This is a genomic window from Paraburkholderia sp. Ac-20342, from assembly GCF_017104985.1.
Lineage (GTDB): Bacteria > Pseudomonadota > Gammaproteobacteria > Burkholderiales > Burkholderiaceae > Paraburkholderia.
The window spans coordinates 1-20,385 of sequence record NZ_JAAGPQ010000074.1; the positions used below are offsets into that span (position 1 = coordinate 1).

Here is a 20,385-nt window from a genome sequence, read left to right on the forward strand (position 1 = left end):
TCAGCGCGGCGGTCTGTTTCGATTTGCGGCTGCGCGCCGGGCCCGGTTGCGCGGCGGCGGGCGTCACCGCGGCCGGCACGGGCCGCAGCGTGGTGGCGGCGTTGGCGGCGTCCGCCATCGGGGTGGCGACGTTGGCGCGGCCGTAATCGGCCGACTCTGCGGATTCCCCTTCACGCGCCGGTTTTTTCGCGGCGGAACGCGCGGGCGTGACGGCTTTGGCCTTGTATTCGTCAGGCGACAAAAGATTGCCGAGCTTGCTGGGGGGAGTAGGCAAAGGCATGGTTTCCCTCGAAATAATCGGGTCACATATCGTGCGCCGCCCGTCGCATTCTGCCGGTGCCCTCATGGGGCACACAGTTTGCGCGAGGAGGCGCGCATTCGGTCTAGAGATGCCGGTTCGCCTGGTCTTCGATAGGCTCCTTGACGGAAGCGCGCAACCGGATGAACGAACGGTTGCGCGCAATTAAAAAAGCCGCCGTCCCGGCATTCGGGACAGGCGGCTCGACGACGATGCTCGCGTTGCGCCTCACGAACCGAACGGTTCCGGTCGATCCGGTCAAGCGGCCGTCAGATCTGGCGCAGCGGAGAAAAATGTGGGGTGAACAGGCACTCATTGCGGCCCAATATAACGCGCATCAAAGCGCTTGTACAGCCTCCAGGATTTCGTCGACGTGGCCCGGCACTTTTACGCCGCGCCATTCCTGGCGCAGCACGCCGTTGGCGTCGATGAGGAACGTGGAGCGCTCGATTCCCCGTACTTCTTTGCCATACATTTTCTTCATTTTGATGACGGCGAAGAGCGCGCACAGCTTTTCTTCCTGATCCGAAATCAGCGGGAAGGGCAGTTCGAGCTTGGCCTTGAAGTTGTCATGGGAGCGCAGGCTGTCGCGCGACACGCCGATGATTTCCGCGCCCGCCTTCCTGAATTTGGGGTACAGATCGCGGAATTGCAGGCCTTCGGTCGTGCAGCCCGGCGTGTTGTCCTTCGGATAGAAATACAGCACCACCTTTTTGCCCCGCAGTTTGGACAGCGTGATCTCGCCACCGGTCGCGGGGGCGGTGAAGTCGGGGACGGGTTGGTCGACTGCGATGGACACGAGGTTCTCCGGTTGTGGTGGCCGGTGCCGGCTTGCTGCCGCGGCGTCGGCCGGTCTGTCGTCGAGACTTTTATTGGGGAGCGGGCGGTGCGCCGTGGTTGTGCGCGGCAGCCGGACACTCGGGCCCGGCCGCTTGGTTCAGGGCTGGACGATCAGCTCGCCGGAGCGCCCTGGAATTTCGCCCCATGTAACAGCGTACGATGGCAGCGTGCCGCGGTCTAGCGTCGCGTAATAATCGCCCATCGTCGCGAACGTGTGGCCCTGGGCGCGCCAGCCTTCGAGCAGCTGTTCGAACACCGGCGCGAGCTTCTGTCCTTCGAGTTCCGCGTGCAGCGTGAACACCTGGTCGTGCGGATTGTTTTCCGTGTGCCTGAGCATCGACGCGGCGACGTTGTGAATGTCGACACCGTCGATACCGAGCACTTCGTCGAGCGTGGGCAGCGTGGTCGGCATCTGCACGTGCGCGAGCGTTTTGCCGTCGACCACCGGCAGATACGGCGAGCGGCCGCGGCCGTCGGACGCGTAGCGCATGCCCCACGCGTCGATCTGCGCGAACGCGTGGCCGTTCATCTGCCAGCCCGCCGCGCCGTGGGTGATGGGCGGCGCGCCGAATATCTCCGCGAAACGGTCGTGGCTCTGCTGCATCTGCGCGACGGTCCACGCGCGGTCTTTCGCGCGCACGTTGTCCTGCCAGTACACGTGGTCCCACGTATGAATGCCGCACTCGAAACCGGCCTCGTGGATCGCGCGCATCTCGGCGGCCGCCTTCGCGCCGATGTCGGGACCGGGCAGCAGCACACCGTACAGCAGCTGCTTCACGCCGTAGTGCTCGACCACCGAGGTGCGCGACACCTTCTTCAGAAAGCCCGGCCGCAGTACGCGGCGCATGGCCCAGCCGGTGTGGTCGGGTCCGAGGCTGAACAGGAACGTGGCGCGGGCCTTGAAGCGGTCGAAGATGCGGGCGAGATTCGGCACGCCTTCGCGGGTGCCGCGCAGCGTGTCGATGTCGATCTTCAGGACGATGCGAGCCAAGGACGCGCCCTTATTGCTGTTCGACGAGCGCGCGGGCTTCGGCGACGTGGCCGCGATAGGCCTCGAAAATCTTGCGCAGCGCTTCGTCGAAGGTCGAGGTGGGCGCCCAGCCGAGTTCCTGCATCGTGTTGTCGATTTTCGGCACGCGGTTCTGCACGTCCTGGTAGCCGGTGCCGTAGTACGCGCCCGACGACGTCTCGACGAGCTGCACCTGGCGGGCCATTTCCGCGTATTCGGGGAATTCGGCCGCGAGCGCGAGCATCTTGTGCGCGAGCTCGCGCACCGAGAAATTATTGGTCGGGTTGCCGATGTTGTAGATCTTGCCGGTGGCTACGCCGTTTTTATTCTCGATGATCTTCATCAGCGCGCTGATGCCGTCGTCGATGTCGGTGAACGCGCGCTTCTGCGCGCCGCCGTCGACGAGGCTGATGTTCTCGCCGCGCACGATATGACCGAGGAACTGCGTGACCACGCGCGAGCTGCCTTCCTTCGGCGTGTAGATCGAGTCGAGGCCCGGGCCGATCCAGTTGAACGGACGGAACAGCGTGAAGTTCAGGCCCTCCATGCCGTAGCCCCAGATCACGCGGTCCATCAGCTGCTTCGAGCAGGCGTAGATCCAGCGCGGCTTGTTGATCGGGCCGTACGACAGCACCGACTCTTCCGGATCGAACTGCTCGTCCGTGCACATGCCGTAGACCTCGGAGGTCGACGGAAACACGAGGTGCTTGCCGTACTTGACGGCCGAACGCACGATCGGCAGGTTCGCCTCGAAGTCGAGCTCGAACACGCGCAGCGGCTGCTTCACGTAGGTGGCGGGCGTGGCGATCGCGACGAGCGGCAGGATCACATCGCACTTCCTGATGTGATATTCGACCCATTCCTTGTTGATCGTGATGTCGCCTTCGAAGAAGTGCATCCGCTCGTGATTGACGAGGTCGCCCAGACGTTCGGTCTGCATGTCCATCCCGAACACTTCCCAGTCGGTCGTCTCGAGAATGCGCTTGGACAGGTGGTGGCCGATGAAGCCGTTCACACCCAGAATCAGGACTTTTTTCATGAATGAGTTTGGAATAGCTGGGCGAATTCCGCCGGAGTGACGACAGTCTCGCTGTCGCCATGCTGATGCCGCAATTCGTGGATGGCGATCGCTCGGCCATCGCCGCAGATCGCGAAAACGGCATTATCGCTTACGTGCAGGCCCGGCGGCAAATCCGAGCGAAGCGCGCCGGGCGCGGCCAGGCGGGCGCGCGCGACGATCAGGCGCCGGCCGTTCAGGTCGGTGAACGCGCCCGGATAGGGGGGCGCGACTGCCCGGATCAGGTTATAGACCTGTTGCGCCGACTGCTTCCAGTCGATGCGGCCGTCTTCGGGCTTGCGCCCGCCATAGTAGCTGCCGTGCGCGAGATCGTTCGGCAGATGCGGCGCCTCGCCCGCCAGCAGCGCCGGCAGCACGCGCCACAAGGTTTGCTCGGCCGCGACCGTGACCTTGTCGAACACCTGCGCGGCGGTGTCGTCGGGCAGGATCGGCACCGGCGTTTGCGCAACGATCGCGCCCGCGTCGGGTTTGGCAGCCATCTCGTGCAGCGTCGCGCCGGTTTCGGTCTCGCCGTTGAGCACCGCCCAGTTGGTCGGCACGCGGCCGCGATACTTCGGCAGCAGCGAGCCGTGCATGTTGTAGGCGCCCCGCGCGGCGATCGCGAGCAGGTCGACCGGCAGCATGTGGCGGTAGTAGAACGAGAAAATGAAGTCCGGCCGCGCGGCGCTCACCGCGGCGCGTAGCTCGGGGCTTTTCGGATCGGCCGGCGTGAGAACGGGAATGCCGTGCTCGGCCGCGACCGAAGCGACGCTGCCGAACCAGATGTTTTCGCTCGGGTTGTCCTCGTGCGTGACGACGAGCGCCACCTCGACGCCGCGCGCGAGCAGCACCTGCAGGCAGCGCACGCCGACGTTGTGATACGCGAATACGACGGCACGCGGCTTCATGGCTCACGCCCCTGATCGGCGAGCGGCGCCGGCTGCACGCCCTGCACGACGCTTTGACGCGGCGCTTCGGCGACGGCCGTGCCGTTGCGTTCCTCGAGTATGGTCTGCACCAGGTAGCGCGGCCGTGCGCGCACCTGCTGATAGATCCGACCGATGTATTCGCCGAGCAGCCCGAGCGCGAAGATGATGACGCCGAGCAGGAAGAACGTGATGGCGAACAGCGTGAACACGCCTTGCACTTCCGCGCCGATGATGAAGCGGCGAATCAGCAGCAGCACGAACAGCGCCGCGGAGCCGAGCGACAGGATCACGCCGATGAACGACAGCCATTGCAGCGGCACCACCGAAAAGCCGGTGACGAGGTCGAAATTGAGGCGGATCAGCGAATAGAGCGAGTACTTCGACTCGCCGGCGAAGCGCTCCTCGTGCGCGACCTCGATCTCGACCGGGTTCTGCGCGAACGTGTACGCGAGCGCCGGAATGAACGTGTTGATCTCGCCGCAGCGGTTGATCGTATCGACGATGTGGCGGCTGTACGCGCGCAGCATGCAGCCCTGGTCGGTCATCTTGATGCGCGTGATGCGTTCGCGCAGATGGTTCATCGCGCGCGAGGCCTTGCGGCGCCACAGGCTGTCCTGGCGCTGCATGCGGATCGTGCCGACGTAGTCGTAGCCCTCGCGCATCTTCGCGACGAGCTTGGCGATTTCCTCGGGCGGATTCTGCAGGTCGGCGTCGAGCGTGATGACGATGTCGCCGCGCGATTGCTCGAAGCCCGCGAGAATCGCCATGTGCTGGCCGTAGTTGCCGTTCAGCAGGATCACGCGGGTCGCGTCGGGCCGCGCGCGGAACTGCTCGGCGAGCAGCGCGGGGGATTTGTCGCGGCTGCCGTCGTTGATGAAGATCACTTCATAACGGGTGCCGAGCGCGTCGAGCGCCGGATAGAGGCGCGCGAACAGCGCCGCCAGGCCGGCTTCCTCGTTGTACACCGGAATGATGATCGACACTTCCGGTGCGACGGCGCGATGTTCCGAATAAGTCATGTCCGCTTATTTTCCGTATTGTTCGCAAATTTCGTTGACCGCGCGGCACACGCGCTCGACGTCGCCTTCGTTCATCAGCGTGAAGAGCGGCAGCGTGACGGTGGCGGCGCCGAAGCGCTCCGCGTGCGGGAACATGCCTTCCCTGAAGCCGCGCGCGCGATACAGCGTGAACAGGTGGATCGCCGGGTAGTGCACGCCCGAGCCGATGCCGCGCTCCTTCAACTGGCCCATGAAGCCGGCGCGGTCGAGCGAGAGCCGCTCGAGCGGCAGCGTGATCTGGAACATGTGCCAGTTGCTGTTCTCGAAATCGGCGCACGGCAGGCCGACGCCGAGCCTGAGCGCCGCGCCGCCCTCGAAGCCCGCGAAGTACGCGCGCGCGAGTTTCCTGCGCTGCGCGAGGAAGCGCGCGAGATGCGGCAGCTGGCCGAGGCCGACGCGCGCCGCGACGTCCGTCAGGTTGTACTTGCCGCCGAGCACGTCGCAGTCCATGCCGTCGAAGCCGGTGCGCGTGATGCCCTGCAAGCGGTACTTCTGCGCGAGCACCGCCTCTTCCTCGTTGTTGAGGACGAGCGCGCCGCCCTCGATCGAGGTGAGGTTCTTGTTTGCGTGGAAGCTGAACGAGACGATGTCGCCGAGCTTGCCGATGCGCTCGCCGTTCCAGCTGGAGCCGAACGCCTGCGCGGCGTCTTCGATCACGCGCAGCTGGTGCGCGCGGGCGATCGCGTAGAGGCGGTCCATGTCGACCGGCAGGCCGGACAGATAGACCGGCAGCAGCGCCTTGGTGCGCGGCGTGATCGCCTTTTCGAGCAGATCGAGGTCGATGTTGCGCGTGACCGGGTCGATGTCGACGAACACCGGCGTCGCGCCGGTTTCGATGATGACGTTGCTGGTCGAGACCCACGTTGCCGGCGTCGTGATGACTTCGTCGCCGGGGCCCACGCCCGCGATGCGCAGCCCGATTTCGAGCGTCGCGGTGCCGGAATTGAAGGTGCGCACCGGCCGGCCGCCGCAGAACTCGGAGAGCGCGGCCTCGAACTTCTGGTTCTGCGGGCCGGTGGTGATCCAGCCGGAACGCAGCACCTCGGCGACGCCCTCGATCGTTTCCTCATCGATCTCGGGTTTGACAAACGGCAAAAACGGGACGGTTGACTGGCTCATGAATGCATCGCTCGATTGAAAGGGGCGCAGCCCGAAGGGCGCGAAGTAAACCACAAACCACGCACAAACCCAAGTCCGCGGCGAGAAAAACGAAACCTCACAGCTTAACGCGCCGAACCTTACGTCTCGCTTAGGCGGCGCGCGCGCCGCTCGGGTTCCTGATGGCTTCCTGCAAGGTTGCCTGGCCGGGCGCGTGCCGCATGGCCGGCGCGGGCAATAAACGGTAATAGAACGTGCCCGGCAAGCCGCTGCCGGGGCGTTGCGCCTAGCTGCGCGCGAGCACGACCACGCCGACGAGGATGATGCCGATGCCGACCAGCTTCTGCACCGACATCACTTCGCCGAACAGATACCACGCGGCGAGCGCGTTGACGACGTAGCCGAGCGAGAGCATCGGATAGGCGATCGATACGTCCACGCGCGAGAGCCCGACGATCCACACCGCCACGCTGACCACGTAGCAGGCGAGCCCGCCGATGATCGGCGGCTGGGTCGCGAGCTTGAAGCCGATGGGCAGGATGTTCGCACGGGTGAATTCGAAGTGTCCAACGGCATTCGTGCCGGCCTTGAGCAGCAGCTGCGCGCCGGCGTTCAGCGTGACGCCGGCGAGGATGCAGAAGAGGGAAATCGGGTTCATCGAGCGTGGGGGTCCAGAGTGGGGGTCAGGGTTGCGGTTTGGCCGGGGCGGCCGGGAGCGGCTTCATCACCACCACGCGGCGCGCATCGCGCGCGATTACCTGCATCGGCAGGCCCTGCTTGAGCAGCCGGTCGTAGGTCGGCGGCGGAATCAGCGCGAGTGCGTAACGGTCGGCCTTCCAGCGCTCGATCCACGCATCGACGGTCGGCACCCATTTCTGCGGCTCGACCGAGACGCCGAACGCGAGTTCGTCCGGATGTTCGACCATGATCATCGTGTGGCCGACATAGAACGGCAGCGTGTGGTCGAGCACGCCGACCGAGTAGAACGGCGTATCGGCCGGCAGCTTCGCGAGCTGCGCGCGGATCGGCGGCGCGAGCGGCGCGCCCGAGCTGAGGCGCCCGAACACATCGTGGCCGGTGCCGGCGATCGTGGCGAGCAGCAGCCATGCCGCACCGAAGGCGGCGAGCGCGCCGAGGCCGGCGTGCCGGCCGTTCGGGTCGCGGCGGTTCAGCCACAGCGCGAACAATGTGAACACGAACGCGACGGCCAGCGCGGCGAGCACCCACACGCGAAACGCCACGTACAGCTCGGTGGGATTGCGCGCCGTGCCGAAGCGCGGCAGGAACAGCGCCGCAAACGCGCCGACCACGAAAAAGAGCGCATAGCCGGCCAGATGGCGGCGCAGCTGGTCGCGCGTGACGAGCGGCAGGTACATGCCGATCAGCATCGCGATGGGCGGGGCGATCGGCAGCGTGTAGGACAGCAGCTTCGAATGCGACGCACTGAAGAACAGGAAGATGAAGACGATCCACGTGAGCATCAGCGTGACTGGCGCGAAGCCGTTCGGCTGGCGCGGCTGGCGCCACGCGTGGCGCACGCTCTGGAACGTCACCGACAGCCACGGCAGGAAGCCCACCAGCAGCACCGGCACGAAGTAGTAGAACGGGCCGGGCCGGTTCTGCTCGGGCGTCAGATAGCGCTCGAACTGCTGGACGATGAAGAAGAAGTTCAGGAACTCGGGATTGCGCTCCTGCACGAGCACGAACCACGGCGTCACGATCGCGAAAAAGACGATCAGGCCGCTCACCAGATGCAGGCGCTTCCAGAGCGCCCAGTCGCGCGCGATCAGCGTGTAGATCACGAGCACGGCGCCCGGCAGGATCAGGCCGACGAGGCCCTTGGAGAGCACCGCGAGCGCCATCGAGGCCCAGCACACCCACATCCAGCCGCGCACGCACGAGGTCGGTAGATTGGGCCGCTGGGCGAGCAGCAGCGCGCACAGCGTGAGCGTCATCCAGAACGACAGGCCCATGTCGAGCGTGTTGAAGTGGCCCATCAGGTTCCAGTATGGAGAGCAGGCCAGCACGAGCGCCGCGAACACGCCGCTCGCCGCGTTGAACACGCGCGCGCCGGTGAAGCCGAGCAGCAGCACGCCGGCGAAGCCCGTCAGCGCGGTGTAGAGCCGCGCCTGCCATTCGCCGATGCCGAACCAGGCGAAGGTGAGCGCGTTCGCCCAGGTTTGCAGCGGCGGCTTCTCGAAATACTTGTAGGCGTTGTAGCGCGGCGTGATCCAGTCGCCGGTCAGGAACATCTCGCGCGCCATTTCGGCGTAGCGGCCCTCGTCGCTCGGCAGCAGATGCCGCCAGCCGAGCGGCACGAACCAGATCACGGCGAGAGCCAGCACCAGCAAGAGGATCGCGGTGCGATTGAGCGGTAGCCTCGACGGCGTATCGTTCATGAATGTCAACCTTTCTGGCGGCGCCGCGCTGGACGGCGCGGCGTCGTTGTTCTTGAAATGGCGGCCGGTCGCGCCGGCGCGGTGAGTCGCGGCCCGCCGGGGACGGGTCGCGGTGACGGCGGGCGCGGCATTGCCGTGCCGCGCCGGGCTAGGCTTCGATCAGCAACGCGGCCGCGACCTTGCGGCCCTCGGCCATCAGAATGTTGTAGGTGCGGCAGGCGGCCTTGAAGTCCATCGTTTCGACGCCGATGCGCTGCGCGGTGAGCGCGGCGGTCAGGCGCGGATGCGGGAAGCGCAGCTTCTCGCCACTGCCGAATACGACCACTTCGGGCGCGGCGTCGCTCAGCATCGCGAAGTGCTCGGCGCTCAGTTGCCCGAAGGACGACACGGGCCAGGGAATGACCGGTCCGTCCGGCAGCACGAGAATGCTGCCCGTATGACGCACCAGATTGATTTCGACGTAGTCGGCGCCGTAGCCGGTGACGGTGTTCAGCGCGCCGCTGGAATCCTGATGTAATTTCAAATTGGTTTTCCGAAGTCGTCGTGAGACATCATGCCTGTGGGCGGCCTTGCCGGATGCGGCGCGGCCGGCGCGGTTCGATGCGCGTGATCGATGCGCATGGGGCACGGAAGCGGCCGAAAAGGCTTGCCGTTGCGGTTGGTGCATTGCGGAAGTCGGCCAAAATCCGCTAAATTATAACTTTTTAGCCGCCTTGCGGCGCCCCTTGCTCATGTGTCGCCACAAGCCGCGCCCGAGCGCGTCGGCGTGGCCCACCGGCTACCTGCGTTGGCGTCGCGTGCGTTCGCCGCGCGCTTTCGGCGGCTTTTCCCGTTGCTTGGTTCCTGCTCGCGCCGCCCGCGGTGGCCCGAAAGATCGACCAATCCGCGGCTGGCGGCCGTCGCCGGCGCTGCCGCGTCTGAATCCCGTAGCGGCGAATCTGCGCGGCCCGGCGGCGTCAGCCGGGCCCGTTTGCCCCAGGGTTTGCCCAAGCCATCAACTAGGATGAAGTGCCCGCCGTGAAACCGATTCTCAAATCCAACAAATTGCTGAATGTCTGCTACGACATTCGCGGGCCCGTCCTCGAACACGCGAAGCGGCTCGAAGAAGAGGGCCATCGCATCATCAAGCTGAACATCGGCAATCTTGCGCCGTTCGGCTTCGAGGCGCCGGACGAGATCATTCAGGACATGATCCTGAATCTGCCCGGTTCGTCCGGCTACTCCGATTCGAAGGGCGTGTTCTCGGCGCGCAAGGCGATCATGCACTACACGCAGCAAAAGGGCGTGCAGGGCGTCGAGCTCGACGACATCTACATCGGCAACGGCGCGTCCGAGCTGATCGTGATGGCGCTGCAGGGCCTCGTCAACAACGGCGACGAAGTGCTGCTGCCGGCACCCGACTACCCGCTGTGGACCGCCGGCGTGAGCCTCGCGGGCGGCACGCCGGTGCACTACATCTGCGACGAGTCGAACCGCTGGATGCCGGATCTCGACGACATCCGCGCGAAAATCACGCCGAACACGCGCGCGCTCGTCGTGATCAACCCGAACAACCCGACCGGCGCGCTGTATTCGGACGAACTGCTGCTCGGCCTCATCGAGATCGCGCGCCAGCACGGCCTCGTGATCTTCGCCGACGAGGTCTACGACAAGATCATCTACGACGGCAAGAGCCACACGGCACTGGCCTCGCTCTCCGAAGACGTGCTGACGGTCACCTTCAACAGCCTCTCGAAAAGCTACCGCTCGTGCGGCTATCGCGCCGGCTGGATGGCGATTTCGGGCCTGACCGGCGAGAACCGCCGGCTCGCGAAAGACTATCTCGAAGGGCTCGGCATTCTCGCGTCGATGCGCCTGTGCCCGAACGTGCCGGGCCAGTACGCGATCCAGACCGCGCTCGGCGGCTACCAGAGCATCAACGACCTGATCGTGCCGAGCGGGCGGCTCTACAAGCAGCGCGAACTCGCCTACGAGATGCTGACGGCAATTCCGGGCGTGAGCTGCGTGAAGCCCGAGGCGGCGCTGTACATGTTCCCGCGCCTCGACCCGAAGGTGTATCCGATCCAGAACGACCAGCAGTTCATCCTTGACCTGCTGCTCGAAGAGCGCGTGCTGCTCGTGCAGGGCACCGGCTTCAACTGGAAAACGCCGGATCACTTCCGCGTCGTGTTCCTGCCGAACGTCGACGACCTCGCGGATTCGATCAACCGGATCGCGCGCTTCCTCGACGGCTACCGCAAACGTCATACAGCCTGAACCGGCCGCGCGTACGATGTGGCGCATGATGTGACCGATGCGCGCGCCGCACGTACCACCCCGACACCCTTTTCAAACCTCTACTAGAAACACACGCTGCATGGAACCGATCAAAGTTGGACTGCTGGGCTTCGGCACGGTAGGCAGCGGCACCTTCACGGTACTGCGCCGCAATCAGGAAGAAATCAAACGTCGCGCGGGCCGCGGCATCGAGATTGTGCGCATTGCCGTGCGCAACCCGGCCAAGGCCACCGCGGCGCTCGGCGGCGCAGCCGGCAGCGTGGCGCTGAGCGACGACTTCAACGCGGTGGTCGACGATCCCTCGATCGACATCGTCGCGGAAATGATCGGCGGCACCGGCATTGCGCGCGAACTCGTGCTGCGCGCGATCAACAACGGCAAGCATGTGGTCACGGCCAACAAGGCGCTGCTCGCGGTGCACGGCACCGAGATTTTCGAGGCGGCGCGCGCGAACGGCGTGATGGTCGCGTTCGAGGCGGCGGTGGCGGGCGGCATTCCGATCATCAAGGCGCTGCGCGAAGGGCTGACGGCGAACCGCATCCAGTACATCGCCGGCATCATCAACGGGACGACCAACTACATCCTCTCGGAGATGCGCGACCGCGGGCTCGATTTCGCGACCGCGCTGAAGGCCGCGCAGGATCTCGGCTACGCGGAAGCGGACCCGACCTTCGACATCGAAGGCGTCGACGCCGCGCACAAGGCGACGATCATGAGCGCGATCGCGTTCGGCGTGCCGGTGCAGTTCGACAAGGCCTACGTCGAGGGCATCAGCAAGCTCGCCGCGATCGACATCAAATACGCCGAGGAACTCGGCTACCGCATCAAGCTGCTCGGCATCACGCGCCGCACCGATAAAGGCATCGAATTGCGTGTGCATCCCACGCTGATTCCGGAAAAGCGCCTGCTCGCCAACGTGGAAGGCGCGATGAACGCGGTGGTCGTGCACGGCGACGCGGTCGGCACGACGCTCTACTATGGCAAGGGCGCGGGCGCGGAGCCGACGGCGTCCGCCGTGGTCGCCGATCTGGTCGACGTGACGCGCCTGCACACGGCCGACCCCGAGCACCGCGTGCCGCATCTCGCGTTCCAGCCCGATAGTCTGTCGAACACGCCGATCCTGCCGATCGACGAGGTGACGAGCGGCTACTACCTGCGCCTGCGCGTCGCCGACGTAACGGGCGTGCTCGCCGACATCACGCGCATCCTGGCCGATACCGGCATTTCGATCGACGCGCTGCTGCAAAAGGAGTCGGAATTCGTCGACGCGAAGGGCAAGGGCGAAACCGACATCCTGCTGATCACGCACGAAACGGTCGAAAAGCAGGTCAACGCCGCGATCAGGTCGATCGAGGCGCTCAAGACCGTCGTCTCGCAAGTCACGAAGCTGCGCATGGAAGCGCTGAACTAGGCCGAACTATGAACTACCTTTCCACGCGCGGCGCCGGAGCCGGCGAGCGCCATACCTTCTCCGACATCCTGCTCGGTGGTCTCGCGAAAGACGGCGGCCTGTATCTGCCGGCCGAGTATCCGCGTGTCACGCAGGGCGAACTGACGCGCTGGCGCACGCTGCCGTACGCGGACCTCGCGTTCGAGATCCTCGCGAAGTTCTGCGACGACATTCCCGCGGAAGACCTGCGCGCGCTCACGCGCAAGACCTACACGGCCGCGACCTACTGCAACGTGCGCGACGACGAAAGCGCCGCGCAGATTACGCCGCTGAAGACGCTCGGCGTCGAGAACGGCGCGCCGCTGTCGCTGCTGGAGCTCTCGAACGGGCCGACGCTCGCGTTCAAGGACATGGCGATGCAGCTGATCGGCAATCTGTTCGAGTACGCGCTGGCGAAGCACGGCGAAACGCTGAACATTCTCGGCGCGACCTCGGGCGACACCGGCAGTGCCGCCGAATATGCGATGCGCGGCAAGCAGGGCATCCGCGTGTTCATGCTGTCGCCGCACAAGAAGATGAGCGCGTTCCAGACCGCGCAGATGTACAGCCTGCAAGACCCGAACATCTTCAACCTCGCGGTGGAAGGCGTGTTCGACGACGCGCAGGACATCGTCAAGGCAGTCTCGAACGATCACGCGTTCAAGGCGAAGTACAAGATCGGCACGGTCAACTCGATCAACTGGGCGCGGGTCGTCGCGCAGGTCGTCTACTACTTCAAGGGCTATTTCGCCGCGACGCAGAGCAACGACGAGCGCGTGTCGTTTACGGTGCCGTCGGGCAACTTCGGCAACGTGTGCGCGGGTCACATCGCGCGCATGATGGGGCTGCCGATCGAGAAGCTCGTGGTCGCGACCAACGAGAACGACGTGCTCGACGAGTTCTTCCGCACCGGCATCTACCGCGTGCGCAAGGCGGCCGAGACGTATCACACGAGCAGCCCGAGCATGGACATCTCGAAGGCGTCGAATTTCGAGCGCTTCGTGTTCGATCTGCTCGGCCGCGATCCGGCGCGCGTGCTGCAACTGTTCCGCGACGTCGAGGAGAAGGGCGGTTTCGACCTCGCGGCAAGCGGCGATTTCGCGCGCGTGAAGCAGTTCGGTTTCGTGTCCGGCCGCAGCAGCCACGACACGCGCGTCGAGACGATCCGCGACGTGTTCGAGCGCTATGACACGATGATCGATACGCACACGGCCGACGGCTTGAAGGTCGCGCGCGAGCATCTGCAAGCGGGCATTCCGATGATCGTGCTCGAGACCGCGCAGCCGATCAAGTTCGGCGAGACGATCCGCGAGGCGCTGCTGCGCGAACCGGAGCGGCCGGCGGCATTCTCGGGGCTCGAGTCGCTGCCGCAGCGCTTCGAGGTCGTGCCGGCGGATGCGCAGCGCGTGAAGGACTTTATCGTCGCGAATACCGGCGAATAAGGGGGGGGCGGCGGCATCTCACGAGGCGCGCCGCTTCTCTTCTCTTCAGACTTCTCTCCAGGCTCCCCGCCAGGCGACGCGGCGCATGCGTCGCGAAAACACGCCGGCCGCGCACCCTCGCGGCCGGGCGTCGAGAAAGACAAAAAGCGCTGCGTCGCGCGAGACCGCCCGCGCCGATGGCGTCGGCCGCTACAATATTCTTTTAACCTGCGGCTTCGAACTCCGAGATGTCCACACCAACGCCCCGCGCTCCCATGCTCGCCACTGCCGATGCGCTGGCGATCCTGCTCGACGCAGCGCGCCCGATCGACGGTATCGAAACGCTGCCGACGCTCGACGCGCTGAACCGCGTGCTCGGCGCCGACGTCACGTCGCCGCTCGACGTCCCGCCGATGAACACGAGCGCGATGGACGGCTACGCGGTCCGCCTCGCCGATCTCGCGCACGGCAGCCGCCTGCCGGTCTCGCAACGCATCCCGGCCGGCCATGCGCCGGCGCCGCTTCAGTCCGGCACGGCGGCGCGCATCTTCACCGGCGCGACGGTGCCGCCCGGCGCGGACGCGGTCGTGATGCAGGAGCAGACCGAAGCGGCCGGCGACGAAGTCACGATCGTGCATCGTCCGCAGACGGGCGAATGGATCACGGCGCAGGGCGCCGACATTCGCCAGGGCGCGGTGATCCTGCCGGCCGGCACGCGGCTCACGCCGCAGGCGCTCGGGCTCGCGGCTTCGGTCGGTTGCGCGCGGCTCGCGGTGCGGCGGCGCGTGAAGGTCGCCGTGTTTTTCACCGGCGACGAACTGACGATGCCGGGCGAGCCGCTGAAGCCGGGCGCGATCTACAACTCGAATCGCTTTACGTTGCGCGGGCTGCTCGAAAAGCTCGGCTGCGAAGTCACCGACTACGGCATCGTCGCCGATCGGCTCGAGGCGACCCGCGCGACGCTGCGCGAAGCCGCGCGGGCGCATGACCTGATTCTCACGTGCGGCGGCGTGTCGGTCGGCGAGGAAGATCACGTGAAGCCGGCGGTCGAGGCGGAAGGGCGTCTGTCGATGTGGCAGATCGCGATGAAGCCGGGCAAGCCGCTCGCGTTCGGCGCGGTGCGCCGCGCGGCGGGAGCGGAGGGTGCGGCATCCGTGGGGGCTGAGGCCTCTTCATCGGCGGCGTCGGCGGCTTCGGCAGCGTCCGCGACTCCCACGGCGGCCGAAACGTTTTTCATCGGCCTGCCCGGCAATCCGGTGTCGAGCTTCGCGACGTTCCTGCTGTTCGTGCGGCCGTTCGTGCTGCGGCTGGCCGGCGTGCAGGCGGTCGTGCCGCGCGCGCTGTCGCTGCGCGCCGACTTCACGCAGGCCAAGGCCGATCGGCGCAACGAGTTTCTGCGCGCGCGCGTCAACGCGGCGGGCGGGCTCGATCTGTTTGCGAATCAAAGCTCGGCCGTGCTGACGTCGACCGTGTGGGGCGACGGCCTGATCGACAATCCGCCGAATCACGCGATCAGCGCCGGCGAAACCGTGCGCTTCATTCCGTTTTCCGAACTGCTGAACTGAGGCCGGGCCGCCGCCGCATCCGTGGCGGCGCCGGCGGCATTCCGATGAAGATTGAACTCCGATACTTTGCGAGCGTGCGTGAAGCGCTCAACCGGTCCGACGAAACCGTCGACGTACCCGATGGCGTGGCGACCGTCGGTGACGTGCGCGCCTGGCTGCGCGTGCGCGGCGGCATCTGGGCCGAAACGCTCGCCGAGGGCCGCGCGCTGCGCATGGCCTGCAATCATGTGATGACCGATGCGAGCACCCGCATTACCGAGGGCTGCGAGGTCGCGTTCTTTCCGCCCGTCACGGGCGGCTAGGGCGTGCTTGCCGCCTGCTTTGCAACCACTTTGCAGCCACCTTCGACGCCGCGCGGTTCTAGGCCGCGTGCGCATCGATTCGCCGCGCACACGCGGTAAAAGCCCGAGGAGCCGCTCATGCCCGTTCGCGTCCAGACCGAAGACTTCGACCTTAGCGCCGAGGTGGCCGCGTTGCGCGCGCGCAATCCGAAGATCGGCGCGGTCGCGTGTTTCGTCGGCACGGTGCGCGACCTGAACGAAGGCAGCGCGGTCGAGACGATGGAGCTCGAACACTATCCGGGCATGACGGAGAAGTCGCTGGAAGCGATCGTCGAGCGCGCGCGCGAGCGCTGGCCGGGCATCGAGGTGCTGATCGTGCATCGGGTCGGCCAGCTCTATCCGCTCGACCAGATCGTGCTCGTCGCGACGACGGCCGCGCATCGCGGCGACGCGTTTGCGTCGTGCGAGTTCGTGATGGACTATCTGAAGAGCGAGGCGCCGTTCTGGAAGAAAGAGAAAACCGACGCGGGCGAGCGCTGGGTCGATGCGCGCGTGACCGACGATGCGGCGCTGGCGCGCTGGGGTATCGAGTCGGGGAACCGGAAGGGCGCGTAGAGGCTCGTTGGTTGCGGACCGCTTTGCGACCTGCTTGACTGCGGGCTGCGCCCGCAATACCGCCACCGTCCGCGCAACCCATCTCACTCGTCGCGCGACCGGCCCACAATCGGCACCGGAAACGGCTCGCCGGCGGGCCGGACCGGATGATCGCCGTCATCGTCACGCGGACGGCGTTTCGGCGCGACGCGTTCGAGCAGCGCCTGCTGCTCCGCCGGAATCTTGTAGTCCCACCCAAAACGGCTCAACTGCAGACTTTGCGCGATGCGTAGCGCCGGTTCCATGAATCGGATCGCCGCGGCCGGCTGGTAGCGCGATTCGACGGTATCGAGAAACAGGTACAGCCAGCGGCTGAAATGCTGCGGCTCGATGCCTTCGAGCGGCTGGTGCGCCTGCTGCACATTGCCGCGATACTGCTTCGCGCCGAGCACGAGCGAGCCCCAGAACGTGCACATCTTCGGCAGGTGATCGTCCCAGCGGCCCGCGAGCTTCGCATCGAAGACGGGACCCAGCAGCGCATCGGCGCGCACGCGATCGTAAAAGCCGTAGACGAGCTCGCGGATATTCGCCTCGGTGGGTTCGGCCGCGCGCTCGACCGGCGGCGTGGCGGGAAAAGACGGATTCATGCAAATTCCAGAAAAATTCGGTTGCTGAGCAAGGCGGGGCGTTGCCGTGCCGCGAACGGCTGCCGACCGGCAGGCCCCGCAGTGGCGTTTTTTACGCCAGCCGCGACGAGGGCGCCGGGGGCGGTACGCCAGTGTTTCCGCAACGATCGGAAGCACGCTGCGAATACCTTGCTTGGCATACAAAAGATTAAAGCTTGCCGGACATGACACGAGGCTCGGCGCCGCCAGCCATGCATCTTAGGGCGCGGCGGTGATCCCCGGCAAGCCTGGGGCCGTTTGCCGCAGCCTTGCAACGATGACTTCGCCATGCCGCCCGCGCGCTGCGCGCGAAGCGGCGAGCCGGGCCGTCCTTGTCGCATCCAATCACTATACGATCGACGAAATCGCGCAACCGCAGGCGCCGCTTGCGGCTTTTCCCGGCCTCGGCGACCAGCTTCGGGCCTTTTGCCGGTAACAGCGATCGCACGCGGTGGCAGCCCAGCATCCGCAGCCCGGCGTTCGCCGCAGCCAAACCAGCCGGACAAAAAAGCCAGCCGAAGCGGGCGAGTTCGCGCCAGATCCAGCACCCAGGCGGGTCGACAACCCGTCCGCTTGCCGCAGTGGGGCGCGATCACGTCGGTTCTTTCGCTCAAATGTTAAATAGTTGCGCCCGAGGCCAAAAAAGCGCTTGAAACCCCAATAAAACGCCTCATTTTGGTGGTAATCGAAATTGGAGGTCTCTTGATGAGAATCGACAAACTCACCACTAAATTCCAGGAAGCCCTGGCGGATGCCCAGAGCCTGGCTGTAGGTCATGACAATCAGTACATCGAACCGGTCCACGTGCTGTCGGCGCTCGTCGCGCAGCAGGACGGTTCCGCGCGCTCGCTGCTCTCGCGTGCCGGCGTGCACGTGCAGCCGCTGCTCAACGCGTTGAACGACGCGATCACGCGGCTGCCGCAAGTGCGTGGCACCGACGGCAACGTGCAGATCGGCCGCGAACTGACCGGTCTGCTGAATCAGGCCGACAAGGAAGCGCAGAAGCTCAACGACACGTTCATCGCGAGCGAGATGTTCCTGCTCGCGGTCGCCGACGACAAGGGCGAGGCCGGCCGTCTCGCGCGCGAGCACGGCCTGTCGCGCAAGGCGCTCGAAACCGCGATCGCCGCGGTGCGCGGCGGCTCGCAGGTGCATAGCCAGGACGCCGAAAGCCAGCGCGAGGCGCTCAAGAAATACACGATCGACCTGACCGAGCGCGCCCGCGCCGGCAAGCTCGACCCTGTGATCGGCCGCGACGACGAAATCCGCCGCTCGATCCAGATCCTGCAGCGCCGCACCAAGAACAATCCGGTGCTGATCGGCGAGCCGGGCGTCGGCAAGACCGCGATCGTCGAAGGGCTCGCGCAGCGCATCGTCAACGGCGAAGTGCCGGAAACGCTGAAGAACAAGCGCGTGCTGTCGCTCGACATGGCCGCGCTGCTCGCGGGCGCCAAATATCGCGGCGAGTTCGAGGAGCGCCTGAAGGCCGTGCTCAACGACATCGCCAAGGACGAAGGGCAAACCATCGTCTTTATCGACGAGATTCACACGATGGTCGGCGCCGGCAAGGCCGAGGGCGCGATGGACGCGGGCAACATGCTGAAGCCGGCGCTCTCGCGCGGCGAGCTGCATTGCGTGGGCGCAACGACGCTCGACGAATACCGCAAGTACATCGAGAAGGATGCCGCGCTCGAACGCCGCTTCCAGAAGGTGCTGGTGGACGAGCCGTCGGTCGAGGCGACCATCGCGATCCTGCGCGGCTTGCAGGAGCGCTATGAGCTGCACCACGGCGTCGACATCACCGACCCGGCGATCGTCGCGGCGGCCGAGCTGTCGCATCGCTACATCACCGACCGCTTCCTGCCGGACAAGGCGATCGATCTGATCGACGAAGCCGCCTCGAAGATCAAGATGGAAATCGACTCGAAACCGGAAGAGATGGACCGGCTCGACCGTCGCCTGATCCAGCTGAAGATCGAACGCGAAGCGGTGAAGAAGGAAAAGGACGAAGCCTCGCAGAAGCGTCTGCAACTGATCGAAGAGGAAATCGAGCGCCTGAACCGCGAATATTCGGACCTCGACGAAATCTGGACCGCGGAAAAAGCCACGGTGCAGGGCAGCGCGCAACTGAAGGAAGAGATCGAGAAGACGCGCGCGGAAATCACGCGTCTGCAACGCGAGGGCAAGCTCGAAAAGGTCGCCGAATTGCAGTACGGCAAGCTGCCGGGGCTCGACGCGCAACTGAAGGAAGTGACGCGCGCCGAAGCCGAAGAGCAGAACAGTCCGAAGCGTCCGCGTCTGCTGCGCACGCAGGTGGGGGCGGAAGAAATTGCCGAGGTCGTCTCGCGTGCCACCGGCATTCCGGTGTCGCGCATGATGCAGGGCGAGCGCGAGAAGCTGTTGCAGATCGAGTCGAAGCTGCATGAGCGCGTGGTCGGCCAGGACGAGGCGATCAACGCGGTCGCCGATGCGATCCGCCGCTCGCGCGCGGGTCTGTCGGACCCGAACCGTCCGTATGGTTCGTTCCTGTTCCTCGGACCGACCGGCGTCGGCAAGACCGAGCTGTGCAAGGCGCTGGCGTCGTTCCTGTTCGATTCGGAAGAGCACCTCATTCGTATCGACATGAGCGAGTTCATGGAGAAGCACAGCGTCGCGCGTCTGATCGGCGCGCCGCCGGGCTACGTCGGCTACGAGGAAGGCGGCTATCTGACCGAGGCCGTGCGCCGCAAGCCGTATAGCGTGATCCTGCTCGACGAGATCGAGAAGGCGCATCCGGACGTGTTCAACGTGCTCCTGCAGGTGCTCGACGACGGCCGCATGACCGACGGCCAGGGCCGCACCGTCGACTTCAAGAACACGGTGATCGTGATGACCTCCAACCTCGGTTCGCAGGTGATCCAGTCGATGGTCGGCGAGTCGCAGGAAGCGGTGAAGGACGCCGTGTGGGAAGAGGTGAAGCTGCACTTCAGGCCCGAGTTCCTGAACCGGATCGACGACGTCGTCGTGTTCCATGCGCTCGATCGCTCGAACATCCAGTCGATCGCGCGGATTCAGTTGCAGCGACTGCACGAGCGGCTTGCCAAGCTCGACATGCAACTGGTGGTATCGGACGCGGCGCTCGAACACATCGGCAAGGTCGGCTACGACCCGCTGTTCGGCGCGCGGCCGTTGAAGCGCGCGATCCAGCAGGAGATCGAGAACCCGATCGCGAAGCTGATTCTGGCCGGCAAGTTCGGTCCGAAGGATGTGATTCCGGTCGAAATGGAAGACGGCAAACTGGTGTTCGACCGCGTCGTGCATTGAGCGCGGTGTGCTCTTGTCACGCCGGGTAGCAGGGTTGGCGGGGCGTTGATCGAGCGGCTCCCGCCGCCGCAATGAAAAAGCGGCAACGAAGGAAACTTCGTTGCCGCTTTTTTTTGCCCGCGGGCTTGGGCGCGCGCCGCGGGTTCCGGGTTGCGAGCGAAT

Annotated in this window: 17 protein-coding genes and 1 pseudogene; 7 read left to right on the forward strand and 11 right to left on the reverse strand. The window is 65.6% G+C overall.

Annotation, left to right across the window (positions count from 1 at the left end):
• The 10 genes and pseudogenes from G3N58_RS24920 to G3N58_RS24965 form a co-directional block, all read right to left on the reverse strand.
• Positions 1 to 280: pseudogene (locus G3N58_RS24920) on the reverse strand (PhoH family protein); the annotation flags it as partial.
• Positions 281 to 635: 355 nt separating this feature from the next.
• On the reverse strand, positions 636 to 1,097 hold the full coding sequence (locus G3N58_RS24925; RefSeq protein WP_206000463.1) for a peroxiredoxin: 462 nt from the start codon (positions 1,095 to 1,097) through the stop codon (positions 636 to 638).
• A 138-nt stretch (positions 1,098 to 1,235) separates the two neighbouring features.
• Entirely contained in the window at positions 1,236 to 2,129 is an 894-nt protein-coding gene (locus G3N58_RS24930; protein ID WP_205990142.1) for a polysaccharide deacetylase family protein, read from the reverse strand.
• Between the two features lie 10 nt (positions 2,130 to 2,139).
• Positions 2,140 to 3,186, reverse strand: coding sequence for a bifunctional UDP-4-keto-pentose/UDP-xylose synthase (locus G3N58_RS24935; protein WP_167284877.1), 1,047 nt, complete (start codon positions 3,184 to 3,186; stop codon positions 2,140 to 2,142).
• Positions 3,183 to 4,112, reverse strand: coding sequence for a formyltransferase (locus G3N58_RS24940; RefSeq protein ID WP_206000464.1), 930 nt, complete (start codon positions 4,110 to 4,112; stop codon positions 3,183 to 3,185). Before G3N58_RS24940 ends, G3N58_RS24935 begins: the two co-directional genes overlap by 4 nt.
• Positions 4,109 to 5,152, reverse strand: coding sequence for a glycosyltransferase (locus G3N58_RS24945; protein ID WP_167284875.1), 1,044 nt, complete (start codon positions 5,150 to 5,152; stop codon positions 4,109 to 4,111). Before G3N58_RS24945 ends, G3N58_RS24940 begins: the two co-directional genes overlap by 4 nt.
• Before the next feature lie 6 nt (positions 5,153 to 5,158).
• Positions 5,159 to 6,310, reverse strand: a complete 1,152-nt coding sequence (locus G3N58_RS24950; RefSeq protein WP_167038517.1) for a DegT/DnrJ/EryC1/StrS aminotransferase family protein — start codon at positions 6,308 to 6,310, stop codon at positions 5,159 to 5,161.
• A 265-nt stretch (positions 6,311 to 6,575) separates the two neighbouring features.
• Positions 6,576 to 6,947: an SMR family transporter gene (locus G3N58_RS24955; RefSeq protein ID WP_167038515.1), complete on the reverse strand. Its 372-nt coding sequence runs from the start codon at positions 6,945 to 6,947 to the stop codon at positions 6,576 to 6,578.
• A 25-nt stretch (positions 6,948 to 6,972) separates the two neighbouring features.
• Positions 6,973 to 8,688, reverse strand: coding sequence for a glycosyltransferase family 39 protein (locus tag G3N58_RS24960; RefSeq protein ID WP_206000465.1), 1,716 nt, complete (start codon positions 8,686 to 8,688; stop codon positions 6,973 to 6,975).
• A 148-nt stretch (positions 8,689 to 8,836) separates the two neighbouring features.
• On the reverse strand, positions 8,837 to 9,211 hold the full coding sequence (locus G3N58_RS24965; protein ID WP_206000466.1) for an Mth938-like domain-containing protein: 375 nt from the start codon (positions 9,209 to 9,211) through the stop codon (positions 8,837 to 8,839).
• A gap of 485 nt (positions 9,212 to 9,696) precedes the next feature.
• On the opposite strand from G3N58_RS24965, the gene G3N58_RS24970 reads away from it, so the two are divergent.
• The 6 genes from G3N58_RS24970 to G3N58_RS24995 all read left to right on the forward strand — a co-directional run bounded on the left by G3N58_RS24970 (position 9,697) and on the right by G3N58_RS24995 (position 16,276).
• The gene (locus tag G3N58_RS24970; RefSeq protein ID WP_346778298.1) at positions 9,697 to 10,944 is read left to right on the forward strand and encodes a pyridoxal phosphate-dependent aminotransferase; all 1,248 of its coding nucleotides are present in this window, start codon (positions 9,697 to 9,699) and stop codon (positions 10,942 to 10,944) included.
• A 100-nt stretch (positions 10,945 to 11,044) separates the two neighbouring features.
• A complete protein-coding gene (locus G3N58_RS24975; RefSeq protein WP_167284872.1) occupies positions 11,045 to 12,376 on the forward strand; it encodes a homoserine dehydrogenase in 1,332 nt (443 codons plus the stop codon).
• 8 nt (positions 12,377 to 12,384) lie between these two features.
• Entirely contained in the window at positions 12,385 to 13,836 is a 1,452-nt protein-coding gene (gene thrC, locus G3N58_RS24980) for a threonine synthase (protein ID WP_167038505.1), read from the forward strand.
• A gap of 254 nt (positions 13,837 to 14,090) precedes the next feature.
• A complete protein-coding gene (gene glp / locus G3N58_RS24985) occupies positions 14,091 to 15,380 on the forward strand; it encodes a gephyrin-like molybdotransferase Glp (protein ID WP_206000468.1) in 1,290 nt (429 codons plus the stop codon).
• Positions 15,381 to 15,424: 44 nt separating this feature from the next.
• Positions 15,425 to 15,682 carry a molybdopterin converting factor subunit 1 gene (moaD, locus tag G3N58_RS24990; RefSeq protein ID WP_167038501.1) on the forward strand — a complete coding sequence of 86 codons (258 nt, stop codon included), beginning with the start codon at positions 15,425 to 15,427 and terminating at the stop codon, positions 15,680 to 15,682.
• Positions 15,683 to 15,799: 117 nt separating this feature from the next.
• The gene (locus tag G3N58_RS24995) at positions 15,800 to 16,276 is read left to right on the forward strand and encodes a molybdenum cofactor biosynthesis protein MoaE (protein WP_167038499.1); all 477 of its coding nucleotides are present in this window, start codon (positions 15,800 to 15,802) and stop codon (positions 16,274 to 16,276) included.
• Between the two features lie 83 nt (positions 16,277 to 16,359).
• Here the strand turns inward: G3N58_RS24995 and G3N58_RS25000 are convergent, their stop codons facing one another.
• Positions 16,360 to 16,902: a group III truncated hemoglobin gene (locus G3N58_RS25000; protein ID WP_167038497.1), complete on the reverse strand. Its 543-nt coding sequence runs from the start codon at positions 16,900 to 16,902 to the stop codon at positions 16,360 to 16,362.
• A 723-nt stretch (positions 16,903 to 17,625) separates the two neighbouring features.
• On the opposite strand from G3N58_RS25000, the gene clpB reads away from it, so the two are divergent.
• Complete coding sequence (clpB, locus tag G3N58_RS25005; protein WP_206000469.1) at positions 17,626 to 20,223, forward strand: ATP-dependent chaperone ClpB; 2,598 nt, start codon at positions 17,626 to 17,628, stop codon at positions 20,221 to 20,223.
• The last annotated feature ends 162 nt before the right edge of the window (positions 20,224 to 20,385 follow it).